Annotated in this window: 20 protein-coding genes and 2 pseudogenes; 17 read left to right on the plus strand and 5 right to left on the minus strand. The window is 72.6% G+C overall.

The window, feature by feature from the left end; translation table 11 throughout:
* The 11 genes and pseudogenes from ACTHNQ_RS12600 to ACTHNQ_RS12650 all read left to right on the plus strand — a co-directional run.
* A pseudogene (locus tag ACTHNQ_RS12600) lies at positions 1-244 on the plus strand (TIGR04028 family ABC transporter substrate-binding protein); the annotation flags it as partial.
* A gap of 13 nt (positions 245-257) precedes the next feature.
* Positions 258-1,235 carry an ABC transporter permease gene (locus ACTHNQ_RS12605; RefSeq protein WP_440333844.1) on the plus strand — a complete coding sequence of 326 codons (978 nt, stop codon included), beginning with the start codon at positions 258-260 and terminating at the stop codon, positions 1,233-1,235.
* Positions 1,232-2,185, plus strand: a complete 954-nt coding sequence (locus ACTHNQ_RS12610; protein ID WP_440333846.1) for an ABC transporter permease — start codon at positions 1,232-1,234, stop codon at positions 2,183-2,185. The genes ACTHNQ_RS12605 and ACTHNQ_RS12610 overlap by 4 nt, the downstream gene beginning before the upstream one ends.
* Entirely contained in the window at positions 2,182-3,828 is a 1,647-nt protein-coding gene (locus ACTHNQ_RS12615) for a dipeptide ABC transporter ATP-binding protein (RefSeq protein ID WP_440333847.1), read from the plus strand. The genes ACTHNQ_RS12610 and ACTHNQ_RS12615 overlap by 4 nt, the downstream gene beginning before the upstream one ends.
* Positions 3,825-4,868, plus strand: coding sequence for a putative FMN-dependent luciferase-like monooxygenase (locus ACTHNQ_RS12620; RefSeq protein ID WP_440333849.1), 1,044 nt, complete (start codon positions 3,825-3,827; stop codon positions 4,866-4,868). The genes ACTHNQ_RS12615 and ACTHNQ_RS12620 overlap by 4 nt, the downstream gene beginning before the upstream one ends.
* On the plus strand, positions 4,865-5,497 hold the full coding sequence (locus ACTHNQ_RS12625; RefSeq protein ID WP_440333851.1) for a CMD domain protein: 633 nt from the start codon (positions 4,865-4,867) through the stop codon (positions 5,495-5,497). The genes ACTHNQ_RS12620 and ACTHNQ_RS12625 overlap by 4 nt, the downstream gene beginning before the upstream one ends.
* A complete protein-coding gene (locus ACTHNQ_RS12630) occupies positions 5,494-6,129 on the plus strand; it encodes an alkylhydroperoxidase domain protein (RefSeq protein WP_018171320.1) in 636 nt (211 codons plus the stop codon). The genes ACTHNQ_RS12625 and ACTHNQ_RS12630 overlap by 4 nt, the downstream gene beginning before the upstream one ends.
* Complete coding sequence (msuE, locus tag ACTHNQ_RS12635; RefSeq protein ID WP_440333853.1) at positions 6,126-6,857, plus strand: FMN reductase; 732 nt, start codon at positions 6,126-6,128, stop codon at positions 6,855-6,857. The genes ACTHNQ_RS12630 and msuE overlap by 4 nt, the downstream gene beginning before the upstream one ends.
* A 91-nt stretch (positions 6,858-6,948) precedes the next feature.
* Complete coding sequence (locus tag ACTHNQ_RS12640; protein WP_440333855.1) at positions 6,949-7,413, plus strand: helix-turn-helix domain-containing protein; 465 nt, start codon at positions 6,949-6,951, stop codon at positions 7,411-7,413.
* A 174-nt stretch (positions 7,414-7,587) separates the two neighbouring features.
* Positions 7,588-8,598, plus strand: coding sequence for a pyridoxal-phosphate dependent enzyme (locus ACTHNQ_RS12645; protein ID WP_440333856.1), 1,011 nt, complete (start codon positions 7,588-7,590; stop codon positions 8,596-8,598).
* Positions 8,595-9,755, plus strand: a complete 1,161-nt coding sequence (locus tag ACTHNQ_RS12650; protein ID WP_440333858.1) for a cystathionine gamma-synthase — start codon at positions 8,595-8,597, stop codon at positions 9,753-9,755. The genes ACTHNQ_RS12645 and ACTHNQ_RS12650 overlap by 4 nt, the downstream gene beginning before the upstream one ends.
* 21 nt (positions 9,756-9,776) lie before the next feature.
* Here the strand turns inward: ACTHNQ_RS12650 and ACTHNQ_RS12655 are convergent, their stop codons facing one another.
* Positions 9,777-10,196, minus strand: a complete 420-nt coding sequence (locus tag ACTHNQ_RS12655; RefSeq protein WP_018171325.1) for a hypothetical protein — start codon at positions 10,194-10,196, stop codon at positions 9,777-9,779.
* 51 nt (positions 10,197-10,247) lie between these two features.
* Here ACTHNQ_RS12655 and ACTHNQ_RS12660 point away from each other — a divergent pair, with 51 nt between their 5' ends.
* Both ACTHNQ_RS12660 and ACTHNQ_RS12665 read left to right on the plus strand, forming a co-directional pair.
* Entirely contained in the window at positions 10,248-12,272 is a 2,025-nt protein-coding gene (locus ACTHNQ_RS12660; RefSeq protein WP_440333860.1) for an oxidoreductase, read from the plus strand.
* Between the two features lie 105 nt (positions 12,273-12,377).
* Positions 12,378-13,937, plus strand: a complete 1,560-nt coding sequence (locus tag ACTHNQ_RS12665; RefSeq protein ID WP_440333862.1) for an SLC13 family permease — start codon at positions 12,378-12,380, stop codon at positions 13,935-13,937.
* A 61-nt stretch (positions 13,938-13,998) separates the two neighbouring features.
* On the opposite strand, the gene ACTHNQ_RS12670 is transcribed toward ACTHNQ_RS12665, so the two are convergent.
* Positions 13,999-15,027 (minus strand): SDR family NAD(P)-dependent oxidoreductase, encoded by a 1,029-nt coding sequence (locus tag ACTHNQ_RS12670; protein WP_440333864.1) that lies wholly within the window; start codon positions 15,025-15,027, stop codon positions 13,999-14,001.
* A 105-nt stretch (positions 15,028-15,132) separates the two neighbouring features.
* Here ACTHNQ_RS12670 and ACTHNQ_RS12675 point away from each other — a divergent pair, with 105 nt between their 5' ends.
* On the plus strand, positions 15,133-15,708 hold the full coding sequence (locus tag ACTHNQ_RS12675) for a TetR family transcriptional regulator (RefSeq protein WP_440333866.1): 576 nt from the start codon (positions 15,133-15,135) through the stop codon (positions 15,706-15,708).
* Between the two features lie 8 nt (positions 15,709-15,716).
* Here the strand turns inward: ACTHNQ_RS12675 and ACTHNQ_RS12680 are convergent, their stop codons facing one another.
* Positions 15,717-16,916: an FAD-dependent oxidoreductase gene (locus ACTHNQ_RS12680; protein WP_440333868.1), complete on the minus strand. Its 1,200-nt coding sequence runs from the start codon at positions 16,914-16,916 to the stop codon at positions 15,717-15,719.
* 79 nt (positions 16,917-16,995) lie between these two features.
* On the opposite strand from ACTHNQ_RS12680, the gene ACTHNQ_RS12685 reads away from it, so the two are divergent.
* Positions 16,996-17,472, plus strand: coding sequence for a MarR family winged helix-turn-helix transcriptional regulator (locus ACTHNQ_RS12685; RefSeq protein WP_440333870.1), 477 nt, complete (start codon positions 16,996-16,998; stop codon positions 17,470-17,472).
* Between the two features lie 51 nt (positions 17,473-17,523).
* Here ACTHNQ_RS12685 and ACTHNQ_RS12690 read toward each other — a convergent pair whose 3' ends face one another.
* Positions 17,524-18,945 carry an aspartate aminotransferase family protein gene (locus tag ACTHNQ_RS12690; RefSeq protein ID WP_440333872.1) on the minus strand — a complete coding sequence of 474 codons (1,422 nt, stop codon included), beginning with the start codon at positions 18,943-18,945 and terminating at the stop codon, positions 17,524-17,526.
* 104 nt (positions 18,946-19,049) lie between these two features.
* Positions 19,050-20,048 (minus strand): LacI family DNA-binding transcriptional regulator, encoded by a 999-nt coding sequence (locus ACTHNQ_RS12695; protein ID WP_440333874.1) that lies wholly within the window; start codon positions 20,046-20,048, stop codon positions 19,050-19,052.
* Positions 20,049-20,144: 96 nt separating this feature from the next.
* On the opposite strand from ACTHNQ_RS12695, the pseudogene ACTHNQ_RS12700 reads away from it, so the two are divergent.
* Both ACTHNQ_RS12700 and ACTHNQ_RS12705 read left to right on the plus strand, forming a co-directional pair.
* Positions 20,145-21,354 (plus strand): annotated as a pseudogene (locus ACTHNQ_RS12700) (Gfo/Idh/MocA family protein).
* On the plus strand, positions 21,351-22,043 hold the full coding sequence (locus tag ACTHNQ_RS12705; protein WP_440333876.1) for a ThuA domain-containing protein: 693 nt from the start codon (positions 21,351-21,353) through the stop codon (positions 22,041-22,043). The pseudogene ACTHNQ_RS12700 and the gene ACTHNQ_RS12705 overlap by 4 nt, the downstream one beginning before the upstream one ends.
* Positions 22,044-22,142: the final 99 nt, after the last annotated feature.

Raw genomic sequence — 22,142 nt, forward strand, 5'->3', positions numbered from 1 at the left:
CACGCTCCTGTCGGACGACGCGAAGCTCGACGAGCTGCTGCTCGCCGTCGCCTCGACCGCCGACCCCGACGCCCGCGTCAAGGCGTCGCAGGCCGTGCAGGACTACCTCGCCGAGCAGGCGTACGTGATCCCGCTGTTCGAAGAGCCCCAGGTGTACGGCGCCGCGCCGTACGTCAAGGGCGTCGAGTTCGAATCGGTCGCACGTCCGCTGTTCTACGACGTGTGGCTCGACAAGAAGAAGTAGGACCGAGGAGTCGATGAGCTACGCGCTGAGACGCGCCGGGCAGGCCGCGATCGTTCTGATCGCGGCCTTCACGGCCACGTTCATCCTGCTGCAGCTGCTGCCGGGTGATGCGATCCTGATCAAGTACGAGGACCCGTCACTGGGGCTCAGCGCCGACCAGATCGAGCAGATCCGCGTCGCGTACGGCGTCGACTCGTCGTGGTGGGAGCAGTACTGGGCGACCCTCACCGGGTATGCCCGCGGCGACTTCGGCTATTCGACGCAGTACGGCACGCCGGTGCTGCAGCTCATCGGCGAGGCTCTTCCGGCCACGGCGGTGCTCGCGAGCCTCGGGTTCGTGCTCGCGGCGATCATCGCCTTCGCGATCGCGTTCCTGTCCACCCTGTCGCCGTTCGGCTGGCTGCGTCAGGGGCTGCAGGCGCTGCCGGGCGTCTTCGTGGCCGTGCCGGTGTTCTGGCTCGGCATCCTGCTCATCCAGGTGTTCTCGTTCGGGCTCGGCTGGGTGCCGATCGTCGCGGCCGACCCGGCGGTCGGGCTCATCCTCCCGGTGATCACGCTGGCCGTGCCGATCTCGGCGCCGCTCGCGCAGATCCTCGTGCGCAGCATCGACGACGTGCAGCTGCAGCCGTTCGTGACGGTCGTACGCGCCAAGGGCGCCTCGCCGTCGTGGGTGCTGTGGCGGTCGGTCGCCCGCAACGCCCTGCTGCCGACCCTCACGATCGCCGGCGTGCTGTTCGGCGAGCTCATCGGCGGCGCGGTCGTCACCGAGACGGTGTACGGCCGCACGGGCATCGGCCGCGTCACCGAGCAGGCGGTCTCGAGCCAGGACATCCCGGTGCTGCAGGGCATCGTCGTGCTCGCCGCCCTGACGTTCGTCGTCGTCAATCTCGTGGTCGACCTGCTGTACCCGGTGCTCGACCCGCGCCTGCGTCGCAGCTCGCGCGCCGCCCGCACATCGTCCGCCCCCGCCCTCCAGGAAGCCTCGGCATGAGCACGCAGACCAGTGAACGACCGGATGCCGCCACCGCCGGGATCGCCCGGGACGAGGCATCCGGCACCGTGCTCGACCCGGTGGCGCGCGACGCGGGCGCGCTCGACGGACAGCCGACGCGGCGCGCGAACGTCGCACGGCTGTTCGCGAACGGGCGGCGCCCCTCATGGACCCTCGTGCTCGCCGTCGCGGTCATCGTCATCGCGGTGCTGTGGGCCGCGGTGCCGTGGCTGTTCACCTCGTACGACCCGATCGATGGGGTGCCGGCGCAGAAGCTGCTGCCGCCGAGCGCCGAGCACTGGTTCGGCACGGACGCGATCGGCCGCGACCTCTATGCCCGCGTCGTGTACGGCGCGATCCACTCGCTGTCGGGCGCCCTCATCGCCGTCACCGTCGGCCTCGCGGCGGGCACCCTGCTCGGGGTGGTCGCCGGTTCCGTGGGCGGGTGGCTCGACGACGTGCTGATGCGGGTCGTCGACGTCCTGCTGTCGATCCCCGGCCTGCTGCTGTCGCTGTCGGTGATCATCCTGCTCGGCTTCGGCACCGTGAACGCGGCTATCGCCGTCGGCATCGGCAGCGTGGCGTCGTTCGCGCGGCTGTCGCGTTCCGAGGTCGTGCGCGTGCGCCGCACCGACTACGTCGAAGCCGCGTTCGGCAGCGGCGGGTCGTTCGCCTCGGTGCTGCGGCGGCACGTGCTGCCCAACTCGCTCACCGCCGTCGTGGGTCTCGCCGCGCTGCAGTTCGGCGGCGCCATCCTCGCGATCTCGACGCTCGGCTTCCTGGGGTACGGCGCTCCGCCGCCGACGCCCGAGTGGGGCCTGCTCATCGCCGAGGGGCGCAACTACGTCGCGACCGCCTGGTGGCTGACGACGCTGCCCGGGCTCGTCGTGCTCGTGGTCGTGCTGAGCGCCAACCGCATCAGCCAGTCGATCGGAAGGGGGACGCGATGAGCGTGCTCGACGTGCACGACCTGCGGGTGTCGTACCAGACCCGCACCGGGCGCCGTGAGGTCGTCCACGGCGTCGACGTGACCGTCGAGGAGGGCGAGGTCGTGGCGCTCGTCGGCGAGTCCGGCTCGGGCAAATCGACGACCGCCCACGCCCTCATCGGCCTGCTGCCCGAGGGCGGCCGCGTCGACGGCGGCTCGATCGCGCTCGGCGGCGTCGACATCACGGGCTGGAACCAGAAGCGGCTCCGCAGCGTCCGCGGCGCCCGGGTCGGCCTCGTGCCGCAGGACCCGGTGTCGTCGCTCGACCCGGTCCGCCCGATCGGCGTGCAGGTGGGCGAGATCCTGCAGGTGCACGGAGTCCGCGACGCCGCCACGCGCCGTGCGCGCGTGCTGGAGCTGCTCGAACGCGTCGGCCTCGACGACCCTGCGCTGAGGGCCCGTCAGTACCCGCACGAGCTGTCGGGCGGCATGCGCCAGCGCGTGCTCATCGCGACGGCGATCGCACTGCGGCCGCGGCTGATCATCGCCGACGAGCCGACGAGCGCCCTCGACGCCACCGTGCAGCGCCGCATCCTCGACCTCATCGACGACCTGCGCCGTGAGGAGGGCACCTCGGTGCTGCTCGTGACGCACGACCTCGGCGTCGCGGCCGACCGTGCCCAGCGACTGGTCGTGCTCAACCAGGGCCGTGTCGTCGAGCAGGGGCCGAGCGCCGGCATCCTCTCGTCCCCGGCCGACCCGTACACGCGGCAGCTCCTGGCCGATGCGCCCGCCCTCGCCACGGAGGGCTTCCGGCGTCCTGCCGCACCGCTGTTCCTCCGGGATGCCGCGGCCGCCGCAGGGGAGAACCCCTACGCGATCGTGGCCGAAGGGCTCGTGAAGGAGTTCGGCGTCCGCGGGCGGGAGGCGTTCCGGGCGGTGGACGACGTGTCGTTCCAGGTCCGCCGGGGCACGACCCACGCGCTCGTGGGGGAGTCGGGGTCGGGCAAGACCACGACGGCACGGCTCGTGACGAGGTTCCTGCAGCCGGATGCCGGGCGCATCGAGCTCGCGGACGCCTCGGGCGCGCTCGGCGACATCGCGGGGCTGCGCGGCGAGGGCCTGCGGCAGCTGCGGCGGCGCATCCAGCTCGTCTACCAGAACCCCTTCTCGTCGCTGGATCCGCGGCAGAGCGTCGCGCAGATCGTCGCCGAGCCGCTGCACAACTTCCGTGAGGGCACGCGGGCCGAGCGGCACGCCCGCGCCGCGGAGCTGATCGATCGCGTCGCGCTCCCGGCCGACGTCCTGGAGCGCTCGCCGCGCGAGCTGTCGGGCGGACAGCGGCAGCGCGTCGCGATCGCCCGCGCCCTCGCGATCCGGCCCGACGTCGTCGTGCTCGACGAGGCGGTGTCGGCGCTGGACGTGACGGTGCAGGCGCGCATCCTCGAGCTGCTCGAGTCGCTGCAGCAGGAGCTGGGCCTGACCTACCTGTTCATCTCGCACGACCTCGCCGTCGTGCGGCGCGTCAGCCACACCGTGTCGGTGATGCGCCGCGGCCGGGTCGTCGAGGCGGGCAGCACCGAGGACCTCTTCTCGGCCCCCACCCACGAATACACGCGCGAGCTGCTGGCAGCCGTGCCCGGACGATCGGAGGTCGCGGCATGACCGCGCCGACTCTCGCGTTCTTCACGCGTCTTCTCGACGAGGCCCCGCCGGCCGAGCGCTACCGCCTCGCCACCGACCAGATCCGTCACGCGGAGCGGTTCGGGGTCGGGCGTGCGTGGGTCGCGCAGCATCACTTCCGTGCCGCGGAGGGCGGCCTGCCCGCGCCGTTCGTGTTCCTCGCCCACGCCGCCGCCGCGACGAGCGAGATCCGGCTCGGCACGGGCGTCGTGACGCTGCCGCTGGAAGACCCGGTGCGGGTCGCCGAAGACGCGGTGGTCGCCGACCTGCTGTCGGACGGGCGCATCGATCTGGGTCTCGGCAGCGGGGGCACCCCGTCGTCGTTCGTGCCGTTCGGGCAGGACGTCTCGGCGAAGGCGGCCGTGTACGACGAGAAGCTCGCGGTGCTGCTCGACGCGCTCGCCGGTCGCGAGATCGGCGGGGGCAACACGCTCTACCCGCCCGCCGGGAGCCTGGCCGAACGCGTCTGGCAGGCGACGTTCTCGCCTGCGGGCGGCACCCGGGCCGGCGTCCACGGGCACGGCCTGCTGCTGTCACGGACGCAGCCGCGCCCCGCGGATGCCCTCGGCGCGAGCCTGGCGGACCTGCAGCACCCGATCATCGACCGGTACCTGGAGGCCCTGCCGGACGGCGTCGCGCCGCGCGTGACGGCATCCCGCACCGTCTTCGTCGCCGACGACCGCGCCGACGCCCTGCGCTTCGCCGAGGTCGGGCTCCGCCGCGCCGCAGAGGGCCTGCGCCGCTCGGGGCACCACCTTCCCGACGGCGCGCTCGACGACCTCATCGCCGCGACCGACACGCACCTGGGCACGCCCGAGGAGGTCGCGACGTCGCTGGCGGCCGACTCGACCCTGTCGCGCGCGACCGAGGTCGCCTTCCAGGTGCACTCGGTCGACGCCCCCCACGACTTCGTCCTCCGCTCGATCGAGCTCTTCGCCACCGAGGTGGCGCCGGTGCTCGACTGGTCCGTCCGCGACCGGTCCCTCGAAACCGCAAGCCGTCTCGGAAAGGAGACCTCATGACCACCCCTGAGCTCATCGAGGACATCGACGTCGTCGACGACCTCGTCGGCGTCCACGCGGGCGACCCGCTCGACGCGCTGCGCCGCCGCCGTCCCGTCACGCGCGAGCAGCTGCAGGCCAGCTACGACGCCCTCTTCGCGCCGATCGACGACACCGCCTTCCCGCTGGAGGAGCGCGTGCTCGTCGCCGCGTTCGCCACACGCTCGACAGCCGACGACGCGACGGCCGCGTTCTACGCCGACGCCTCGGCCGCGGTCGACGCGCGGCGCACCGAGATCGTCCTGGGCGAGGCATCCGCCGCCGCCACGGCCGGACCGTTCGGCGCCTACCGCGAGGACGGCCTCGTCGCCGAGAGCACCGACGGGCGTCGTTACGAGCCCGGCATCGCCGCCCGCGATGCGCTGGGCGAGCGGCTCACCGCCGCGCTCGCGCACGCCCACCTGCTCACCTTCCGGCCGCGGGAGGCGGATGCCGCGGCCCAGGCGCGCCTCGTCGACGCGGGATGGAGCGCCGACGGCATCGTGACGCTGTCGCAGCTGGTGTCGTTCCTGGCCTTCCAGCAGCGGGTGGCCGCCGGCCTCCGCGCGCTGGCGCCGTCCGTCGCAACCCCCGAGGAGGTCTCCGCATGACCGGCACCACGACCGAAGCGACCGCAGCCGCCGTCCTGACGCACGACGCGCCTCACCCCCACGCGTTCACGCGCGCCGAGGTGGGGTGGCTCCCGTGGCTGGAGCCGCTGCCCGTCGACGAGCTGACCGAGCGTCACTACGAGGGTCTCGTCGACCGGCCGCGGGCCTCGAGCGACTACTTCCGGCTACTCGTCCGCGACCCCGAGATCCTCCGGGCGCGCACCCTCGTCGACAAGGACATCTTCTACAACACGGCCGAGGGTCTGCCCCGGGCCGAGCGGGAGCTTGCCGCGACCGCCGCGTCGCGGGTCAACGGGTGCGTCTTCTGCGCGTCCGTGCACGCACGCTTCGCGACGCACTTCTCCAAGTCGCCCGAGCTCGTCGACCGCCTGCTCGACGAGGGCATCGACGCCGACCTGGGCGAGCGGTGGAACGCGATCGTGGCCGCCGCGGCCGCACTCACCGCGACTCCGCTCGCGTTCGACGAGACCCACGTCGCCCGGCTGCGCGACGCGGGCCTCGACGACCTCGAGATCTCGGACGTCATCCACGGCGCCGCGTTCTTCAACTGGGCGAACCGCCTGATGCTCTCGATCGGCCGCCCGGTCGCGCCCCCGGAGGACGCCTCGTGAGCGCCGTCGAGCTCGCGGCGGCGACGGCGGCCGCCATCGCGGCGGCACGCACCGCAGCGCAGGGCACCGAGCACGGTGCGGCGATCGGGCACGGCGGGGCGATCGGGCACGGTGCGGCCACCGAGCACGGTGCAGCGGCACCCGCCGCCGACGCGCTGCGACCGCTGCGGGTCGTGGGGGTGTCGGGGTCGCTGCAGGAGCCCAGCCGCACCACGGCGCTCGTCCGCACGATCCTCGCCGGGGTCGCCGAGCGCGCCGCCGCCGAGACCGAGCTCATCGAGGTCGCCGCCCTCGGGCCGGGCTTCGCGGGGGCACTGAGCCGCGAGGACGTCGCCCCCGAGGTGGAACGCGCGCTGCGGGCGATCGAGTCGGCCGACCTGCTCGTCGTCGCGAGCCCCGTCTACCGCGCCTCGTTCACGGGACTGTTCAAGCACCTTTTCGACTTCGTCGGCCAGTACGACCTCGTGGGCACTCCCGTGCTCCTCGCGGCGACCGGCGGCGGGGAACGGCACGCGCTCATCATCGAGCACCAGCTGCGCCCGCTGTTCGGCTTCTTCCAGGCGCTGACGCTGCCGATCGGCGTGTACGCGTCGAACAGCGACTTCACCGACTACCGGCTGAGCTCGCCCGAGGTCGCGCGCCGCGTCGTGCAGGCCGTCGACCGTTCCCTTCCGCTCGTCGAGCAGGCGGCGCTCGTCCGCCGTTCGGAGTACGTCGCGACCTGGTGATGAAAGGCGAAGGGATGCCGCCGGCCGCGGCATCCCTTCGCCTTTTCCCGGGGTGCCGTCATGAAAGCCCGCTCCTGGCGTCTTGCCGGGTGTGAGCTTCGATGTCATCCCCACTCGCCGCGGCACCGGCGCATCGCCGTTCCTCACGCCCGCCGCGGCCGCCAAGCTCGCCGGCCTGACGCCGGCCACCCTCACCCGACGGCTCGCGAACGGCGAGCTGCCCGGCTATCGGTTCGGGAGGCGCTGGTTCGTGCCCGAGGCGGAGTTCCGCCGGCAGCTGCGTCGCCGCGCCTGGATGGTGCGGGCGGATGCTGGGCCCGTGGTCATCCGAGAGCTCACGCGCACCCTCCCGCCGTTCCTCACGGCGGACGATCTGGAGCGGTTCTTCGGCGTGCGGCGGATGATTCTGGCGGAAGCGCTGCGGATGCCGTCGTTCACGAGCCGCGGCGGCGGCACCACGATCGCCGTGCTCGAGCGCTCGCTGCTGAGCGCCCGCAACGGCTGCACGCCGTGTGTCCCCGAGGTCGTGCCGCACGGCATGTGCGGCGCCGCGTGATCCCGGATTGCGGACGACGTCTGTACTCGGGGCCCGGCGGCCGTCTAGACTTGCCCGCGTGTTGACCTGTCGGTGTTGTCGCTCCTGCTGTTGAAGCCTCCGCTTCACGCAGCCCCTCCGCGACCCTGACAACCCTCCGCGCCCGTGCGCGCGGCAACACTTGAGGAACCTCACGTGCGTTACGCCCAGAGCGTCGCCGACCTCGTCGGCAACACCCCCCTCGTCCAGCTCACGCGTGTCACCGACGGCATCGCCGCGACCGTGCTCGCCAAGGTCGAGTACTTCAATCCCGGCGGCTCGGCGAAGGACCGCATCGCCGCCCGCATCATCGACGCTGCAGAGCGCGACGGGCTGCTGCTGCCCGGCGGGACGATCATCGAGCCCACCAGCGGCAACACCGGCGTCGGGCTCGCGCTGGTCGCCATCCAGCGCGGCTACCGGATGATCTTCGTCGTACCCGACAAGTTCGCGGGCGCCAAGGTCGACGTGCTCAAGGCCTACGGAGCCGAGGTCGTCGAGACGCCGACCAGCGTGCCGCCCGAGGACCCGCGCTCGTACTACAGCGTCGCCGACCGCCTGGTGCGCGAGATCCCCGGCGCGTTCAAGCCGAACCAGTTCGCGAACCCGAACGGTCCGCGCAGCCACTACGAGACCACCGGTCCCGAGATCTGGCGCGACACGGACGGCCGCGTGACGCACTTCGTCGCCGGCATCGGCACCGGTGGCACGATCAGCGGCACGGGCCGGTATCTGCACGAGGTGTCGGGTGGCGCCGTCCGCGTCGTCGGCGCCGACCCGGAGGGGTCGATCTACTCCGGCGGGCCGCTGCACGGCTATCTCGTCGAGGGCGTGGGGGAGGACTTCCTGCCCGACAGCTACGACCCCTCGGTGCCCGACGAGATCCACCGCATCCCGGATGCCGAGGCGTTCGCCATGACGCGGCGCCTCGCCCGCGAGGAGGGGCTGCTGGTCGGCGGATCGAGCGGCATGGCCGTGGTCGCGGCGCTGCGCACGGCCCGTGACCTGCCTGCCGACGCGGTCGTGGTCGTGCTGCTGCCCGACCACGGCCGAGGGTATCTGCAGCGGTTCTACGACGACGACTGGATGCGCGAGCACGGCTTCGACCTGCCCGCCGACGGCACCGGGACAGCCGGGACCACCACCACCGAAGGAGCACCCGCATGACCGAGCCCACCGCCGCCTCCGGCTTCGAGACCCGCGCCGTGCACGCAGGGCAGGCCTTCGACCCCACGACCGGCGCGGTGATCCCGCCCGTGCACTTCTCGACGACGTATGCCCAGGACGGCATCGGCGGTCTGCGCGAGGGCTACGAGTACGGGCGCAGCGGCAACCCCACCCGCACGGCGCTGGAGACGCAGCTGGCCGCGCTCGAGGGGGGCGCGCACGCGCTGTCGTTCGCGTCGGGGCTCGCCGCCGAGGACGCGCTGCTGCGGGCCGCGCTCACGCCCGGCGACGAGGTGCTGCTGGGCAGTGATGTGTACGGCGGCACGTACCGGCTCATCGCCCGGGTGCTCGGGGCGTGGGGCGTGACCGTGCGGGTGGTCGACATGAGCGACCTCGACGCCGTGCGGGCCGCTCTGGAGGAGCGTCCCGCGCGCATCGTGTGGGTCGAGACCCCGAGCAACCCGCTACTGCGCATCACCGACATCGCCGGCCTCGCCCGGCTCGGCCACGACGCCGGCGCGCTCGTCGTCGTCGACAACACGTTCGCCTCGCCCGCGCTCCAGCAGCCGCTCGCGCTGGGCGCCGACGTCGTCGTGCACTCCACGACGAAGTATCTCGGCGGGCACTCCGACGTCGTCGGGGGCGCGCTGGTGCTGAACGACGACGCGCTGTACGCCGACGTGAAGTTCCTGCAGTTCGCGGTCGGGGCGGTGTCGGGTCCGCTCGACGCGTGGCTGACGACGCGAGGCATCAAGACGCTGGCCCTGCGGATGCAGCGGCACAGCCAGAACGCGCAGCAAGTGGCATCCTTCCTCTCGTCGCATCCGGCGGTCGCCCGCGTGTACTACCCGGGACTGCCGTCGCACCCCGGACACGAGCTCGCGGCGCGGCAGATGACCGGGTTCGGCGGCATCGTGTCGGTGGCGCTCGCGGATGAGGCATCCGCCCGACGCTTCGCAGAGTCGACGCGGCTCTTCCAGCTCGCGGAGTCGCTGGGCGGCGTCGAGTCGCTCATGAACTACCCCGACGAGATGACGCACGCCTCGGTGCGCGGCACCGAGCTCGCCGTGCCGCCGGAGGTCGTGCGGCTGTCGGTCGGCATCGAGTCGGCCGCCGACCTGCTCGCCGATCTCGACGAGGCCCTCACCCGGCTCTGACCCGGTGGCCGGACGGCCGGCTCAGTGCTCGCTCTCGACCAGGGCGATCAGCCCGGCGAGGTCGGAGGCGAGCACATCGTCCAGACCTGCCATGCTCGCCGCGAACTCCTCGGCACGCGGGCCGTCGAACGACGCGTGCAGCTCCAGCCGGCTGCCCGTTCCGTCGGGGTGCGACTCATGGCGCACCGTGAGTGAGGCGCCGTCGAAGAGCACGGTGTCCTGAAAGGCCAGCCCGGGGACGACGTCGCTGACCATCATGGGCGTCTCTTCGCCGTCGCGGGTCTTCATCACGCCGCGCGCTCCGGGACGCACCGGCCCTTCGAGCCGGATGTACTCCATGCCGGGCGCCCACTCGGGGTGGGTGGCGACGTCGCACCAGCGGGCGTGGAAGTACTGCGGAGGAACGCGCGAAGTGGCCGTGATCACCGGGAACCTGATCATCGCTCCAGGCTACTGAGTCACGGGGACACGGCTCGTCGTAGGCTCGACGGCATGTCCGCGAGTTCCGGTACCCGTTCGTCCGCCCTCGCGCAGCCGTTGCGGATCGGTGCCGTCACGGTGGCGAACCGCATCATGCAGACGGCGCACTCCAAGCAGTACTCCGACCGCGTCGAGTCCGACCGCGAGACGGCGTACTACGTGCGGCGGGCCGAAGGCGGCTGCGGGCTGTTCGTCGCGGGCAACCACTTCGTGCACCCGACCGGCTCGATCAAGGGCTTCGAGGATGCGTACCGTCCCGAGGGCGTAGCGGCGTCGAAGCGGATGACGGATGCCGTGCACGACGCCGGCGCGAAGATCTTCGTGCAGCTCAACCACCACGGCGCGCAGGCGCAGGCCGACAGTCCCGATGGCCCGCGCACGGTGTATGCCCCGTCGCGCATATTGTCTCCTTCCACCGCGCACGCGACCCGCGAGATGGACCGGGACGACATCGCCGGGCTCGTCGAAGGATGGGCGCTGTCGGCAGAGAACTCCCGGGCCGGCGGCTTCGACGGCGTCGAGATCCACATGGCCCACGGATACCTGCTCCACCAGTTCCTGTCGCCGCTGTACAACGCGCGGACGGACGAATACGGCGGCGACCTGGAGGGCCGCACCCGCTTCCCCCGCGAGGTGCTCCGGGCGGTGCGGGATCGCGTGGGCGACGACTTCACGGTCGGCATCCGCATCGTCGCGAACGAGTTCCACCCGGACGGGCTCGACGGCGCAGCCATGCGCGAGGTGATCGCGCGGCTGCGGGCCGAGGCGCGCATCGACTTCCTCGACCTCGCCGCCGGCGGGTACCACAACGTGCACTACGTGTTCCCGTCGTCGCCGATGCCGTACGCCTGGTTGCGCGACGACGTCGCCGCGGTCAAGGCCGCGAACCCCGACGTCCCGGTGTTCGGCGTCGGCGCGGCACGGTCGGTCGAAGAGGCCGAAGAGGTCGTCGCCTCCGGCATCGCCGACATGGTCGCCCTCACCCGCGCGCAGATCGCCGACCCCGACCTCGGCCGCAAGCTCGTCGGCGCCGCGCCGGTCGACACCTCGAACCCCGGCATCCGTCACTGCATCCGGCTGAACCAGGGATGCCTCGGCCGCGGCAGCCGCGGGCTCGCGATGTCGTGCACCGTGAACCCGCTGGCCGGGCGCGAGCACGAGCGCGGGCCTCGCCCGATCACCGACGCGCCGCAGCGGTGGATCGTGGTCGGCGGGGGACCGGCCGGCATGCGCGCGGCGGTCGAGCTCGCCCACGACGGTCATGACGTCACACTGCTGGAGCGGTCGGCCGAGCTCGGCGGCCAGCTGCGGCTCGCCGGGCAGGTGCCGGGGCGCGAGAGCGTCGGCCTGCTCGTCGACGACCTGGTGCGCGACCTCGCGGGCGCCGCAGTCGATGTGCGACTCGGAGTCCCGGCCACGGCGGCGCTGCTGCGGGACCTCGACGCCGACGGCATCGTCGTCGCCACCGGTGCGGTCGCGCCCGCGACCACCTCGCTCGCGCTCGGCAGGGCTTACGCGGGCGGGTTCCCGGCGCACGGCACCGTCGATGCGTTCGCCGCGGCATCCGATCACGGCTCTCTCGGCCACCGCATCGTCGTCGTCGACGCGGACGGCACCGCGTACGCGGCCGGCATCGCGCTCATGCTGCTGCCGCACGTCGACGAGCTGGAGCTCGTCACCCCGTTCGAGACGGTGTTCCCGCACATCGGCGCGGGCTACGACCGCCCGCTGCTGCTGGAGCGCCTGGGCGCTCCCGGCACCTTCCGGCGTCGGACGGCACACCGCGTCGAGAGCCTCGGCGGACGCGAGGTCGTCGTGCGCGATGTGCTCACCGGCGTCGCAGCGACCCTCGGCGAGGTCGACACCGTGGTGGCCGTCGAGCCGCGGGCGTCGGTCGGCATCGACGGAGTCCGGGATGCCGCTCCTCGCGTCGTGACGATCGGCGACGCGTTCGCACCCCGCACGATCGACGCCGCGATCTTCGAGGCCGTCGAGCTCGCCTACGACGTCGCCGGCCTCGCGGTGCTGCGCGGCTGAGCCCGGGTGCGGCCGCGGGCGCGGCATCGGCTCGTCGTCGACCTGTCGCAGCGCGGATGCCGCCGCCGGCCCCGCAGCGAAGACGTCGCTGGCTACGCTGGGGCCGTGGACCCCGTCGCCGCTACGCTCATCATCCTGGTCCTCGCGGTCATCGCGTTCGTGAGCAACCGCGTGCCGATCGGCGTCGTCGCGATCGGCGTCGCTCTGGCGCTCTACTTCACCGGCGTGCTGACGCTGCCGCAGGCCCTGGCCGGTTTCGGCGACCCGACGACGCTGTTCATCGCGGCGCTGTTCGTGGTCAGCGAGGCGCTCGACGCGACGGGGATCACGGCGTGGGCGGGGCAGAGGGTCATCGGCCGTGCGGGCACGAAGCGCAACACGCTGCTGGTCGTGATCGCGCTGCTGGTGGCGGGCCTCACCGCGCTCATCAGCATCAACGGCGCGGTCGCGGCCCTGCTGCCGCTCGTCGTGGTGGTCGCCGCCCGCGCGGGCATCGCGTCGTCCAAGCTGCTCATGCCTCTGGCGTTCGCCGCCTCGGCCGGGTCGCTGCTGCTCCTCACCGGGACCCCGGTCAACATCATCGTGTCGGAGTTCGCGGCCGGGGCCGGCGGGCGCGAGTTCGGGTTCTTCGAGTTCGCGCTGGTCGGCATCCCGATCCTCCTCGGCACCGTCGCCATCCTGCTGCTCGGCGACCGGCTGCTGCCCGAGCGCCGCGGCGCCCTCATGCCCAAGGACCTCATGCGGCACGCCCGGCTGCTCCGCAGCCAGTACTCGCTGTCGGTCGACACCGGGACGCTGCTCGGCCCGGTGAACGGCGTCACCGAGGTGGTCGTCGCGCCGCGTTCGCCGCTCATCGGCAAGACTCTGTGCGCAGGCATGACGACCAAGCGCGGCGACCTCGTCGTGCTCGCGGCCCGCCGCGGCGACGAGCAGCTCAAGGGCGCCGAGTTCGTCGTGCAGGCCGGGGACGCCCTGCTGCTGCAGGGGGCCTGGGACGACCTCGCGCGCCGCGCCAGCGAGCCGGGCGTGCTCGCGGTCGACGACCCGTCGCAGCTGCGGCGATCGGTGCCTCTCGGGCGTGGAGCCAAACGGGCGACCGTGATCCTGCTCGCGATGGTGGTGCTGCTCGCCACGGGCCTCGTTCCCCCCGCCGTCGCGGCGCTGCTGGCGGCGTGCGCCCTCGTGCTCACCCGCACCGTGACGGTCACGCAGGCCTACCACTCGATCTCGTGGACCACCGTCGTGCTCATCGCCGGGATGATCCCGCTGTCGACGGCATTCATCAGCACGGGTACCGCCGACCTCGTCGCGGGAGGGATGCTGTCGCTCCTCGGCGACGCAGGCCCCCAGGTCGCGCTGCTGGCGCTGTGCGCCCTGACGGTGGTGCTCGGGCAGCTGATCAGCAACACCGCGACGGTGCTGATCGTCGCACCGATCGCGATCTCGGTCGCGCAGGCGATGGGCGTCTCGGTGCAGCCGTTCATGATGGCGCTGACCGTGGCCGGCGCGGCCGCGTTCCTCACTCCGATCGCGACGCCGGCCAACCTCATGGTGATGGACCCCGCCGGCTACCGCTTCGGCGACTACTGGAAGCTCGGCCTGCCCCTCGCGATCTTCTTCCTGCTGGTGGCCGTGTACTACGTGCCGCTGATCTGGCCGTTCTGACCCCGCCGCCGGCATGGCGAAGCCCCGGCCGTCGGGTCGGCCGGGGCTTCGCGGTCAGGGGTCAGGCGGCCGACCAGCCGCCGTCGCTGGCGAGGTTCTGCCCGTTGACGTTCACGCCGTCGTCCGACAGCAGGAACGTGATCGATGCGGCGAGGCGATCGGCGGTCACCGGCGGCGTCATGACGGCCATTCCCGCCTGCACCCGCTCGGCGCCCAGGGGCGAGGCGAACTTCGCCTCGATGTTGGTGATCACGCCGCCGGGGGCGACCGCGTTGACGCGGATGCCGCTCGGCCCGTACATGAACGCGCTGGACTTGGTGAGGCCGACCACGGCGTGCTTCGAGGCCGTGTAGGCCGCACCCGCGGCCGAGCCGCGCAGCGACGCCTCGGACGACGTGTTCACGATCGAGCCGCCGCCCTGTGCGAGCATCGCGGGGATGACGGCACGCATGAGCTTCATCGTGCCGGTGACGTTGACGCGGAAGACCCGCTCCCAGACGGCGTCGGTGACCTCGCCGACCGGGGTCATGTCGTCCATGATCCCCGCGATGTTCGCGAGCCCGTCGATGCGGTCGCCGGCAGCCTCGACGATGCGGGCGACGCCCTCGTCGTCGGTGATGTCGGCGGTGAGGGCGACGACGTCGGCGCCGTCGTGCGCGGCCACGAACTCGTCGAGGCGCTCCTGGCTCACGTCGACCGCGATGACCCGGCCGCCTTCGCGTGCGATGCGCGATGCGGTGGCGCGGCCGATGCCCGAGCCCGCGCCGGTGACGACGACCGTCTGTCCGGTGAACCGACCGGCGCTGACCTTCTCTGCCCACTCGGCGCGGGGGGTCTGAGCGCCGGCTGCCTCGGCGGGCACGCCGTCGGGGTTCACCTGCGCGATGAGCGCGTCGAGCGCGGCCTGCGGGAACGCGCCGCCGCTCATGGCGACGAGGTTCGAGATGGGCAGGGCGGCGATCGGCGCCAGGGCGTCGGCGCTCTGCCCGCCCTGCGCGAGGAGGCCGCGCAGCGCGGCGCCGCCGGCGGCGTCGTCGAGCCAGGTCTGGATGCTGGAGGCTCCGGTGAGCGGAGCGGGGGTGGTGCTCATGGTCTTCCCTTTCATCTGGCAGTGCATCGGGGCTGCGGGTCCGGGGATGAGGATCCTTCGGGGCGGCTCCTACCGGACAACTCTGTCCGGTACTAGGCTACCACCGTGCCCAGCACCGCATCCCCCCGTGCGGAGACCCGCCAGAACCGTGGCCCCGCCGCCGCTGCCGACAACCGCCGCGCCCTCATCGCCGCCGCCCGAGAGGTCTACGCCGAAGGGGGTCTCGCCGCCCCGTTCAGCGCGGTGGCCAAGCGCGCCGGCGTCGGGCAGGGCAGCCTCTATCGCCACTTCCCGGACCGCACCGCGCTCGCCGTCGCGGTCTTCGAAGACAATGTGCGCGACCTCGAGGAGTACACCGCAGCGCCCGATCGCACCATCGAGGACCTGCTGGATCGGGTCGTCGATCAGGCCGTCGCGTCCACGGCGTTCATCCAGCTGGTCACGGCCGACCTCACCGATCCCCGTGTCGCCGCCCTCGGCGAGCGGTTCTACGGCGTCGTGCAGCAGCTCGTCGCGCGGGACCACGCCGCGGGCCGCATCGGCGCCCACGTCGAGATCGAGGACGTCACGATGGCTACCGGCATGCTCGCCACGGAGCTGGCGAGGACGGATGCCGCAGCCCGGCCCGCTGTGTCGGACCGGGCGCGACGTCTCTTCCGGGCGGCGTTCGCCCCGCGCTGAGTCGCCCGTCAGGCGCTGGTCGCCGCGGTGTCGTCCCAGGCGATGGTGTGGTTGTACAGGTGATTGTTTCGGGTGTTCTTCGTCGCGTTGCGCAGGAACAGCGGCAGCATCACGTCGCGCAGTGCGACGGCGAGGCGGGAGCCCCCGGGGGCCTTCTGCCGCCCGATGGCCCGCGAGTAGGCCACGACCTCCTCGGCGCGTGGCCTGCGGAGGCGCTCGTACGCGCCGAACGCCTGGGTGTGCGTCGGCGCGTCGCGCAGGCTGCGTGCGAGGGTCGCGGCGTCTTCGAGGGCGAGCGATGCCCCCTGCCCCGCGTTGGGGGATGTGGCGTGCACGGCGTCGCCCACGGCGACGACGCGGCCGCGGTGCCAGTGTGGCACGTGCGGCAGCTCGTAGATCGGATACGCGCCGACCTCGGTGGCCGCGTCGAGGATCTGCGGCACCGGGTACGGGTCGTCGGCGTGCAGCACGCGCAGCTCGTCCAGCCACTCGTCGCCCGGGATCCGCCGGAACGCGGTCTTGTCGAGCTCGGGGCTGGTGGGGTTGGCGAACCAGTACACCTCGCCGTCCTCGCGGACCAGATAGCCGAAGAATCCGCGGGCGCCGAAGATCATGCGCTGCACGGCGGGTGTGGGCTCGAGCCCGGGCACGCGGGCGAACCCGCCGACGCTCAGCAGGCCCGTGTAGTCCGGTTCGGGCGCCGCAGGGTCGATCCAGCGCCGCGTCATCGACCCGACGCCGTCGCCGCCGATCAGGATGTCCCCGGTGGCGGCCGTGCCGTCGGCGAAGTGCGCGGTGACCTCGTCCGCGTGCTCGTCGATGCGCTCCAGGCGCGCGCCCCACGTCGTGGAGATGCCGTTCTCTGCGAGCGCCTCTCGCAGCACGGCATGGAGCTCGTCCCGGCGGACGACGACGCTTCCCCGCTCCGGTTCGCCGGCCGGCCCGTTGGGCACGGTGCCGAGCAGTCTGTCGCGGCCGCTCCACATCTCCATGTAGGGGGCGTGGTGTCCGAGCGCGACGAGCCGGTCGCGCAGCCCCAGCTGGTCGAGCACCGCGAGGCCGTTCGTGGCGACGTTGAGAAAGAGTCCGCCGTGGGACTCCGGCTGCGGCCGTGCCTCGAACAGCTCCGCCTCCCAGCCGGCCTTCTGCAGGAACAGGGCCGTGGCGGGCCCGGCGATCCCGCCTCCGATGATCAGCGCCTTGGGCATGATCGCGACCTTTCGCTAGTCTAAGAAGAGAACAGAGACTCTCGCAGCGAGAGTATCTCTATTTCAGAGAGAATAGCAGATGACCGGTCTTTCCTCCACCCGTGCCTCCGCGATCGCCCGACAGGGGGAGGTCATGCGAGAGTTCATGGCGCGCGCCGTGCTCTTTCAAGACGCCGTCGCCCGCTCAGGCGGACTGAACGCATCCGACCTGCAGGCGGTGGGTCTGCTGCTCAGCGAAGGGCCCGCGACACCCGGTGAGCTGGCGTCACGGCTGGGCCTGACCGCGGGCGGGGCGATCACGGCGATGATCGACCGCCTCGAGCGGGCCGGATACGTCTCGCGCACCCGGGACGCCTCGGACCGCCGCAAGGTCATCGTCTCGGCGATCCCCGAGACCCTGTTCGCGCGCGTCGGCCCCATCTACGAGGGCGTCACCGCGCGCTGGAACGAGTACCTCGCCACGCTCACCGACGAGCAGCTCGACTTCGCGAACGAGTTCGTGGCACGGGCGGCCGCCTTCAACCGCGACGAAGCGGAGGCGCTGCGCCGGTCGTGATCCCGCTCGGCCGCGGGGGAGCGGATGCCGGGGTGCCCGGCATCCATTGGATCAGAGCCGGGTCCACGCCTCCGTGAGCACCCCGCGCAGGATCTGCTCGATCTCGTCGAACTCGGCCGGACCGATCGTGAGGGGCGGAGCGAGCTGGATGACGGGGTCGCCGCGGTCGTCGGCACGGCAGTAGAGCCCGGCGTCGAACAGCGCCTTGGAGAGGAACCCGCGCAGCAGGCGCTCGGACTCGTCGTCGTCGAAGGTCTCTTTCGTCGCCTTGTCCTTCACCAGCTCGATGCCGAAGAAGTAGCCGTCGCCGCGGACGTCGCCGACGATCGGCAGGTCGGTGAGGCGCTCGAGGGCCGAGCGGAACAGCGGCGAGTTCTCGCGCACGTGCGCGGTGAGTCCCTCCTCCTCGAAGATGTCGAGGTTCTCGAGGGCGACCGCCGCCGACACCGGGTGGCCGCCGAACGTGTAGCCGTGCGAGAACGAGCGGTCGCCGTGCGCGAACGGCTCGTAGATGCGGTCGCTGACGACGGTGCCGCCCAGCGGCGAGTAGCCGCTCGTGACGGCCTTCGCGAACGTGATCATGTCGGGCTGATAGCCGTAGGCGTCGCACGCGAACATGTGGCCGATGCGGCCGAAGGCGCAGATGACCTCGTCCGACACGAGCAGCACGTCGTACTTGTCGCAGATCTGGCGCACCCGCTGGAAGTAGCCGGGCGGGGGCGGGAAGCATCCGCCGGAGTTCTGCACCGGCTCCAGGAACACCGCCGCCACGGTGTCGGGGCCCTCGAAGAGGATCATCTCCTCGATGCGGTCGGCCGCCCAGACGCCGAACTCCTCGACGCTGCCCGTCGGGGCGCCCATGTCGGAGGCCCGGTAGAAGTTGGTGTTCGGCACGCGGAACCCGCCCGGCGTGACCGGCTCGAACATCGCCTTCATCGCGGGGATGCCGGTGATCGCCAAGGCGCCCTGCGGCGTGCCGTGGTAGGCGACCGAGCGTGAGATCACCTTGTGCTTGGTGGGCCGGCCCTGCAGCTTCCAGTAATACTTGGCGAGCTTGAACGCCGTCTCGACGGCCTCGCCGCCGCCCGTCGAGAAGAAGACCTTGTTGAGGTCGCCGGGAGCGTAGTCGGCGAGACGGTCGGCCAGCTCGATCGCGGCCGGGTGCGCGTACGACCAGATCGGGAAGAACGCGAGCTCCTCGGCCTGCTTGGCCGCGACCTCGGCGAGGCGCTTGCGGCCATGGCCCGCCGCGACGACGAAGAGTCCCGCGAGCCCGTCGATGTACTTCTTGCCCTGCGAGTCCCAGATGTGGTGTCCCTCGCCCTTGACGATGATGGGGACCCCGGGGCCGTCCGTCATGACGGACTGCCGGGCGAAGTGCATCCAGAGGTGGTCCTTCGCCATCTGCTGCAGCTCGGCCTCGCTCCGCGCGGGGCGGCCGGTGCGGGCGGGGCGTTCGGTCGAGAGAGACATGAGTGGCCTTCCGTCGGACGTCTCCTCACGCTACCCGTGCGGCCGGGGCGCCGGGTAGGTCGTTCTGTGCTGAGTGGATGCCGCTCCCGCCGGTCCGTCCGGCGTCAGGTCGAGCCGCGGGGGATGAGCCGCGTCGGCAGCACGATGGGGCTCGACGCCAGGACCGCGCCCGCGGCCGCGTCGGTGAGGGCCGTGACGGCCGCCGCCGCCATCTCGCGGATCGGCTGCCGGACGGTCGTGAGCGGCGGAGTGAGCCAACGGGCGCTGCGCAGGTCGTCGAAGCCGACGACGAGGACGTCGTCGGGGATGCGGCGGCCGGTCGCCGCGGCGGCCGCGTACACGCCCGCGGCCATCTCGTCCGAGGAGGCGAACACGCCGAGGCGCTCTCCCGCGCGCAGGCGCCGCAGCAGCGGGAGAGCGGCGTCGCGGGCGGCGGCGGCGCCCCAGTCCGCCTCCAGCGTGACCGGATCGACACCCGGCAGGACCTCGTGGAGTCCCTCGACGAAGCCTTCGTGACGCGCGCGGCCGTAGCGGTACGGCGGGGAGCCCACCACGATCGCGAAACGCGTGGCTCCACGGTCGGCGAGGTGCAGGGCCGCCGTGCGGGCGCCGGCGCGGTCGGTGGTGCGGACGCTCGTGAGACCGCGGGACGTCTCGGCCTGGGGATCCATGAGGACGACCGGGATGTCGGCATCCTCCAGCGCCGCCAGCTGCGACGCCGTGGGCGAGATGAGGCCGAGCACGACACCGGCCGAGCCGCGCCGGCGGACCCGCATGGGCCAGTCGTCGTCGGGGGTGTCGCGCTCCTCGGTGAGCACCAGGTCGTAGCCGGCGGCCGCCGCGGCGCTCCGGGCGCCGGCGGTCACCTCGTCGGAGTACGCGTTGTGGTAGCCGCCGAGCACGAGGTCGACGAGCCGTGCCGACCCGGGCGGGCGGCCTCCGGCCGCCGGGTCGCGGGCGTACCCGAGCGTACGGGCGGCGGCGAGCACCCGTCGCCGCGTCGCGGGGGACAGGTCGCCGCGACCGGACAGCGCACGAGAGGCCGTTCCGACGCTCACACCGGCGCGCGCGGCGAGGTCAGCGAGGGTCACACGGGCGGGCACGCGACCACCCTCGCGCACGTCGCGGGTTTTGCGCAAGATTCTCGCCCGGTCGTGGAGCCGGTGGCATCGTCGGTGCCTGGAAAGGGACTCCACACGATGACGACGACGACATCGCCGCTGCGGATCGCGCTGATCGGCACCGGCTTCATGGGCCGCATCCACACGCAGGCCTGGCGCACAGCCCCCCGCTTCTTCGACCTGCCGTACGACCCCGTGCCGTCGCTCGTGGTCGGCCGCCGGCCCGAGGCGACCGCCGGTTTCGCCGCCCGCCTGGATTGGCCGGAGCACTCGGCGGACTGGCGCGAGGCGGTCGAGCGCGACGACATCGACGTGATCGACATCTGCACGCCGGGCGACACGCACGCCGAGATCGCGCTGGCGGCGCTCGCCGCGGGCAAGCACGTGCTGTGCGAGAAGCCGCTCGCGAACTCGGTCGCCGAGGCCGATGCGATGGCGGATGCCGCGACCCGCGACCCGCGCCCCGGGCGTCGCGATGTGCGGCTTCAGCTACCGCCGCACGCCCGCGCTCGCCCTCGCGAAAGAGCTCATCGCCGAGGGACGCGTCGGCGAGATCCGCCACGTCCGTGCGCAGTACCTGCAGGACTGGCTGAGCGATCCCGACGCGCCCCACACCTGGCGGCTCGACCGCGACCGCGCGGGATCGGGCGCGCTCGGCGACATCGGCGCGCACTCGATCGACACCGCGCAGTGGCTCGCCGACCAGAGCATCGACGCCGTCTCGGCCGTCATGCGCACCTTCGTCACCTCGCGCCCGCGTCGCGGCGCGGTCGAGGGGCTCGGCGGGGTCGCCGCCGACCCGACCGACCGGCTGCCTGTCACCGTCGACGACGCGGCCGCGTTCACGGCGCGGTTCGACGGCGGCGCCCTCGGTGTCTTCGAGGCGACGCGGATGTCGACCGGTCGCCGCAACGCAAACCGCGTCGAGATCGCCGGCGACCGCGGCGCGATCGCGTTCGACTTCGAGCGCATGAACGAACTCGAGGTGTACGACGCCGCGGCGGACGCGGCCCAGGGCTTCCGCCGCGTGCAGGTCACCGAGGCGCGCCACCCCTACGCCGGCGCGTGGTGGCCGGTGGGTCACGGCCTCGGCTACGAGCACCTGTTCACCCACCAGGCCGTCGACTTCGTGCGCGCCATCGCCGGCGAGATCCCGGTGTCGCCCAGCTTCGCCGACGCGGCGCAGGTGCAGCGCGTGCTCGCCGCCGTCGAGCAGAGCGCCGCGCACGACAGCATCCTCACCCCGGTGGCATCCGCCGCCGGCGCAACCGAAGGGACCCCCGCATGACCCGCACCGCCCTCGTCGTCCGCGGCGGATGGGACGGCCACCATCCGGTCGAAGCCACCGACCTGTTCATCCCGTTCCTCCGCGACAGCGACTTCGACGTGACGATCGAGGAAGACCCGCAGGTGTACGCCGACGCCGACCGCATGGCCGCGACCGACCTCGTGCTGCAGTCGGTGACGATGTCGGAGGCCTCGCACGAGGCGGTCAAGGGGCTGCGCGACGCCGTCGCCGCCGGCACCGGGCTCGCCGGCTGGCACGGCGGCATCGCCGACTCGTTCCGGGCGAGCTCGGACTACCTGCAGCTGGTCGGCGGACAGTTCGCCACCCACCCGTCGAAGCACCCCGACGAGGTGCACGGCGACCAGACCGACAACTACCTGGAGTACACCGTCGAGCTCACCGACCTCGGCCGCGGGCACGAGATCATGGCCGGGCTCGACGACTTCACGCTCACCACAGAGCAGTACTGGGTGCTGCACGACGACCTCATCGACGTGCTCGCGACGACCACGCATCCGGTGCAGCCGTACCACCCGTGGCACCGCCCGATCGTCTCTCCCGCGGTGTGGACGCGCGAGTGGGGCGCCGGACGCGTCTTCGTCTCGACGCCCGGCCACAGCCTCGACGTGCTGCAGGACGACAACGTGCGCACGATCATCGAGCGCGGACTCCTGTGGGCGGCGCGATGAGCGGGGCGCAGCCGACCGCCGTCGGCATCGTCGGCCTCGGCGTCATCTCGGGCCAGTACCTCGCGACGCTCGCCGAGGCGGCCGGCATCCGCATCGCCG

This window comes from Microbacterium sp., from assembly GCF_051953575.1.
In the GTDB taxonomy this organism is placed as follows: Bacteria; Actinomycetota; Actinomycetes; order Actinomycetales; family Microbacteriaceae; genus Microbacterium.

Excerpts from the sequence above, each read along its gene's own strand:
- ACTHNQ_RS12610 (WP_440333846.1), top strand. The coding sequence starts at position 1,232 with ATGAGCACGCAGACCAGTGAACGACCGGATGCCGCCACCGCCGGGATC.
- ACTHNQ_RS12670 (WP_440333864.1), bottom strand. The coding sequence starts at position 15,027 with ATGAGCACCACCCCCGCTCCGCTCACCGGAGCCTCCAGCATCCAGACC.
- ACTHNQ_RS12625 (WP_440333851.1), top strand. The coding sequence starts at position 4,865 with ATGACCACCCCTGAGCTCATCGAGGACATCGACGTCGTCGACGACCTC.
- ACTHNQ_RS12705 (WP_440333876.1), top strand. The coding sequence starts at position 21,351 with ATGACCCGCACCGCCCTCGTCGTCCGCGGCGGATGGGACGGCCACCAT.
- ACTHNQ_RS12605 (WP_440333844.1), top strand. The coding sequence starts at position 258 with ATGAGCTACGCGCTGAGACGCGCCGGGCAGGCCGCGATCGTTCTGATC.
- ACTHNQ_RS12690 (WP_440333872.1), bottom strand. The coding sequence starts at position 18,945 with ATGTCTCTCTCGACCGAACGCCCCGCCCGCACCGGCCGCCCCGCGCGG.
- ACTHNQ_RS12660 (WP_440333860.1), top strand. The coding sequence starts at position 10,248 with ATGTCCGCGAGTTCCGGTACCCGTTCGTCCGCCCTCGCGCAGCCGTTG.
- ACTHNQ_RS12615 (WP_440333847.1), top strand. The coding sequence starts at position 2,182 with ATGAGCGTGCTCGACGTGCACGACCTGCGGGTGTCGTACCAGACCCGC.
- ACTHNQ_RS12650 (WP_440333858.1), top strand. The coding sequence starts at position 8,595 with ATGACCGAGCCCACCGCCGCCTCCGGCTTCGAGACCCGCGCCGTGCAC.
- ACTHNQ_RS12655 (WP_018171325.1), bottom strand. The coding sequence starts at position 10,196 with ATGATCAGGTTCCCGGTGATCACGGCCACTTCGCGCGTTCCTCCGCAG.
- ACTHNQ_RS12630 (WP_018171320.1), top strand. The coding sequence starts at position 5,494 with ATGACCGGCACCACGACCGAAGCGACCGCAGCCGCCGTCCTGACGCAC.
- ACTHNQ_RS12620 (WP_440333849.1), top strand. The coding sequence starts at position 3,825 with ATGACCGCGCCGACTCTCGCGTTCTTCACGCGTCTTCTCGACGAGGCC.
- ACTHNQ_RS12685 (WP_440333870.1), top strand. The coding sequence starts at position 16,996 with ATGACCGGTCTTTCCTCCACCCGTGCCTCCGCGATCGCCCGACAGGGG.
- ACTHNQ_RS12680 (WP_440333868.1), bottom strand. The coding sequence starts at position 16,916 with ATGCCCAAGGCGCTGATCATCGGAGGCGGGATCGCCGGGCCCGCCACG.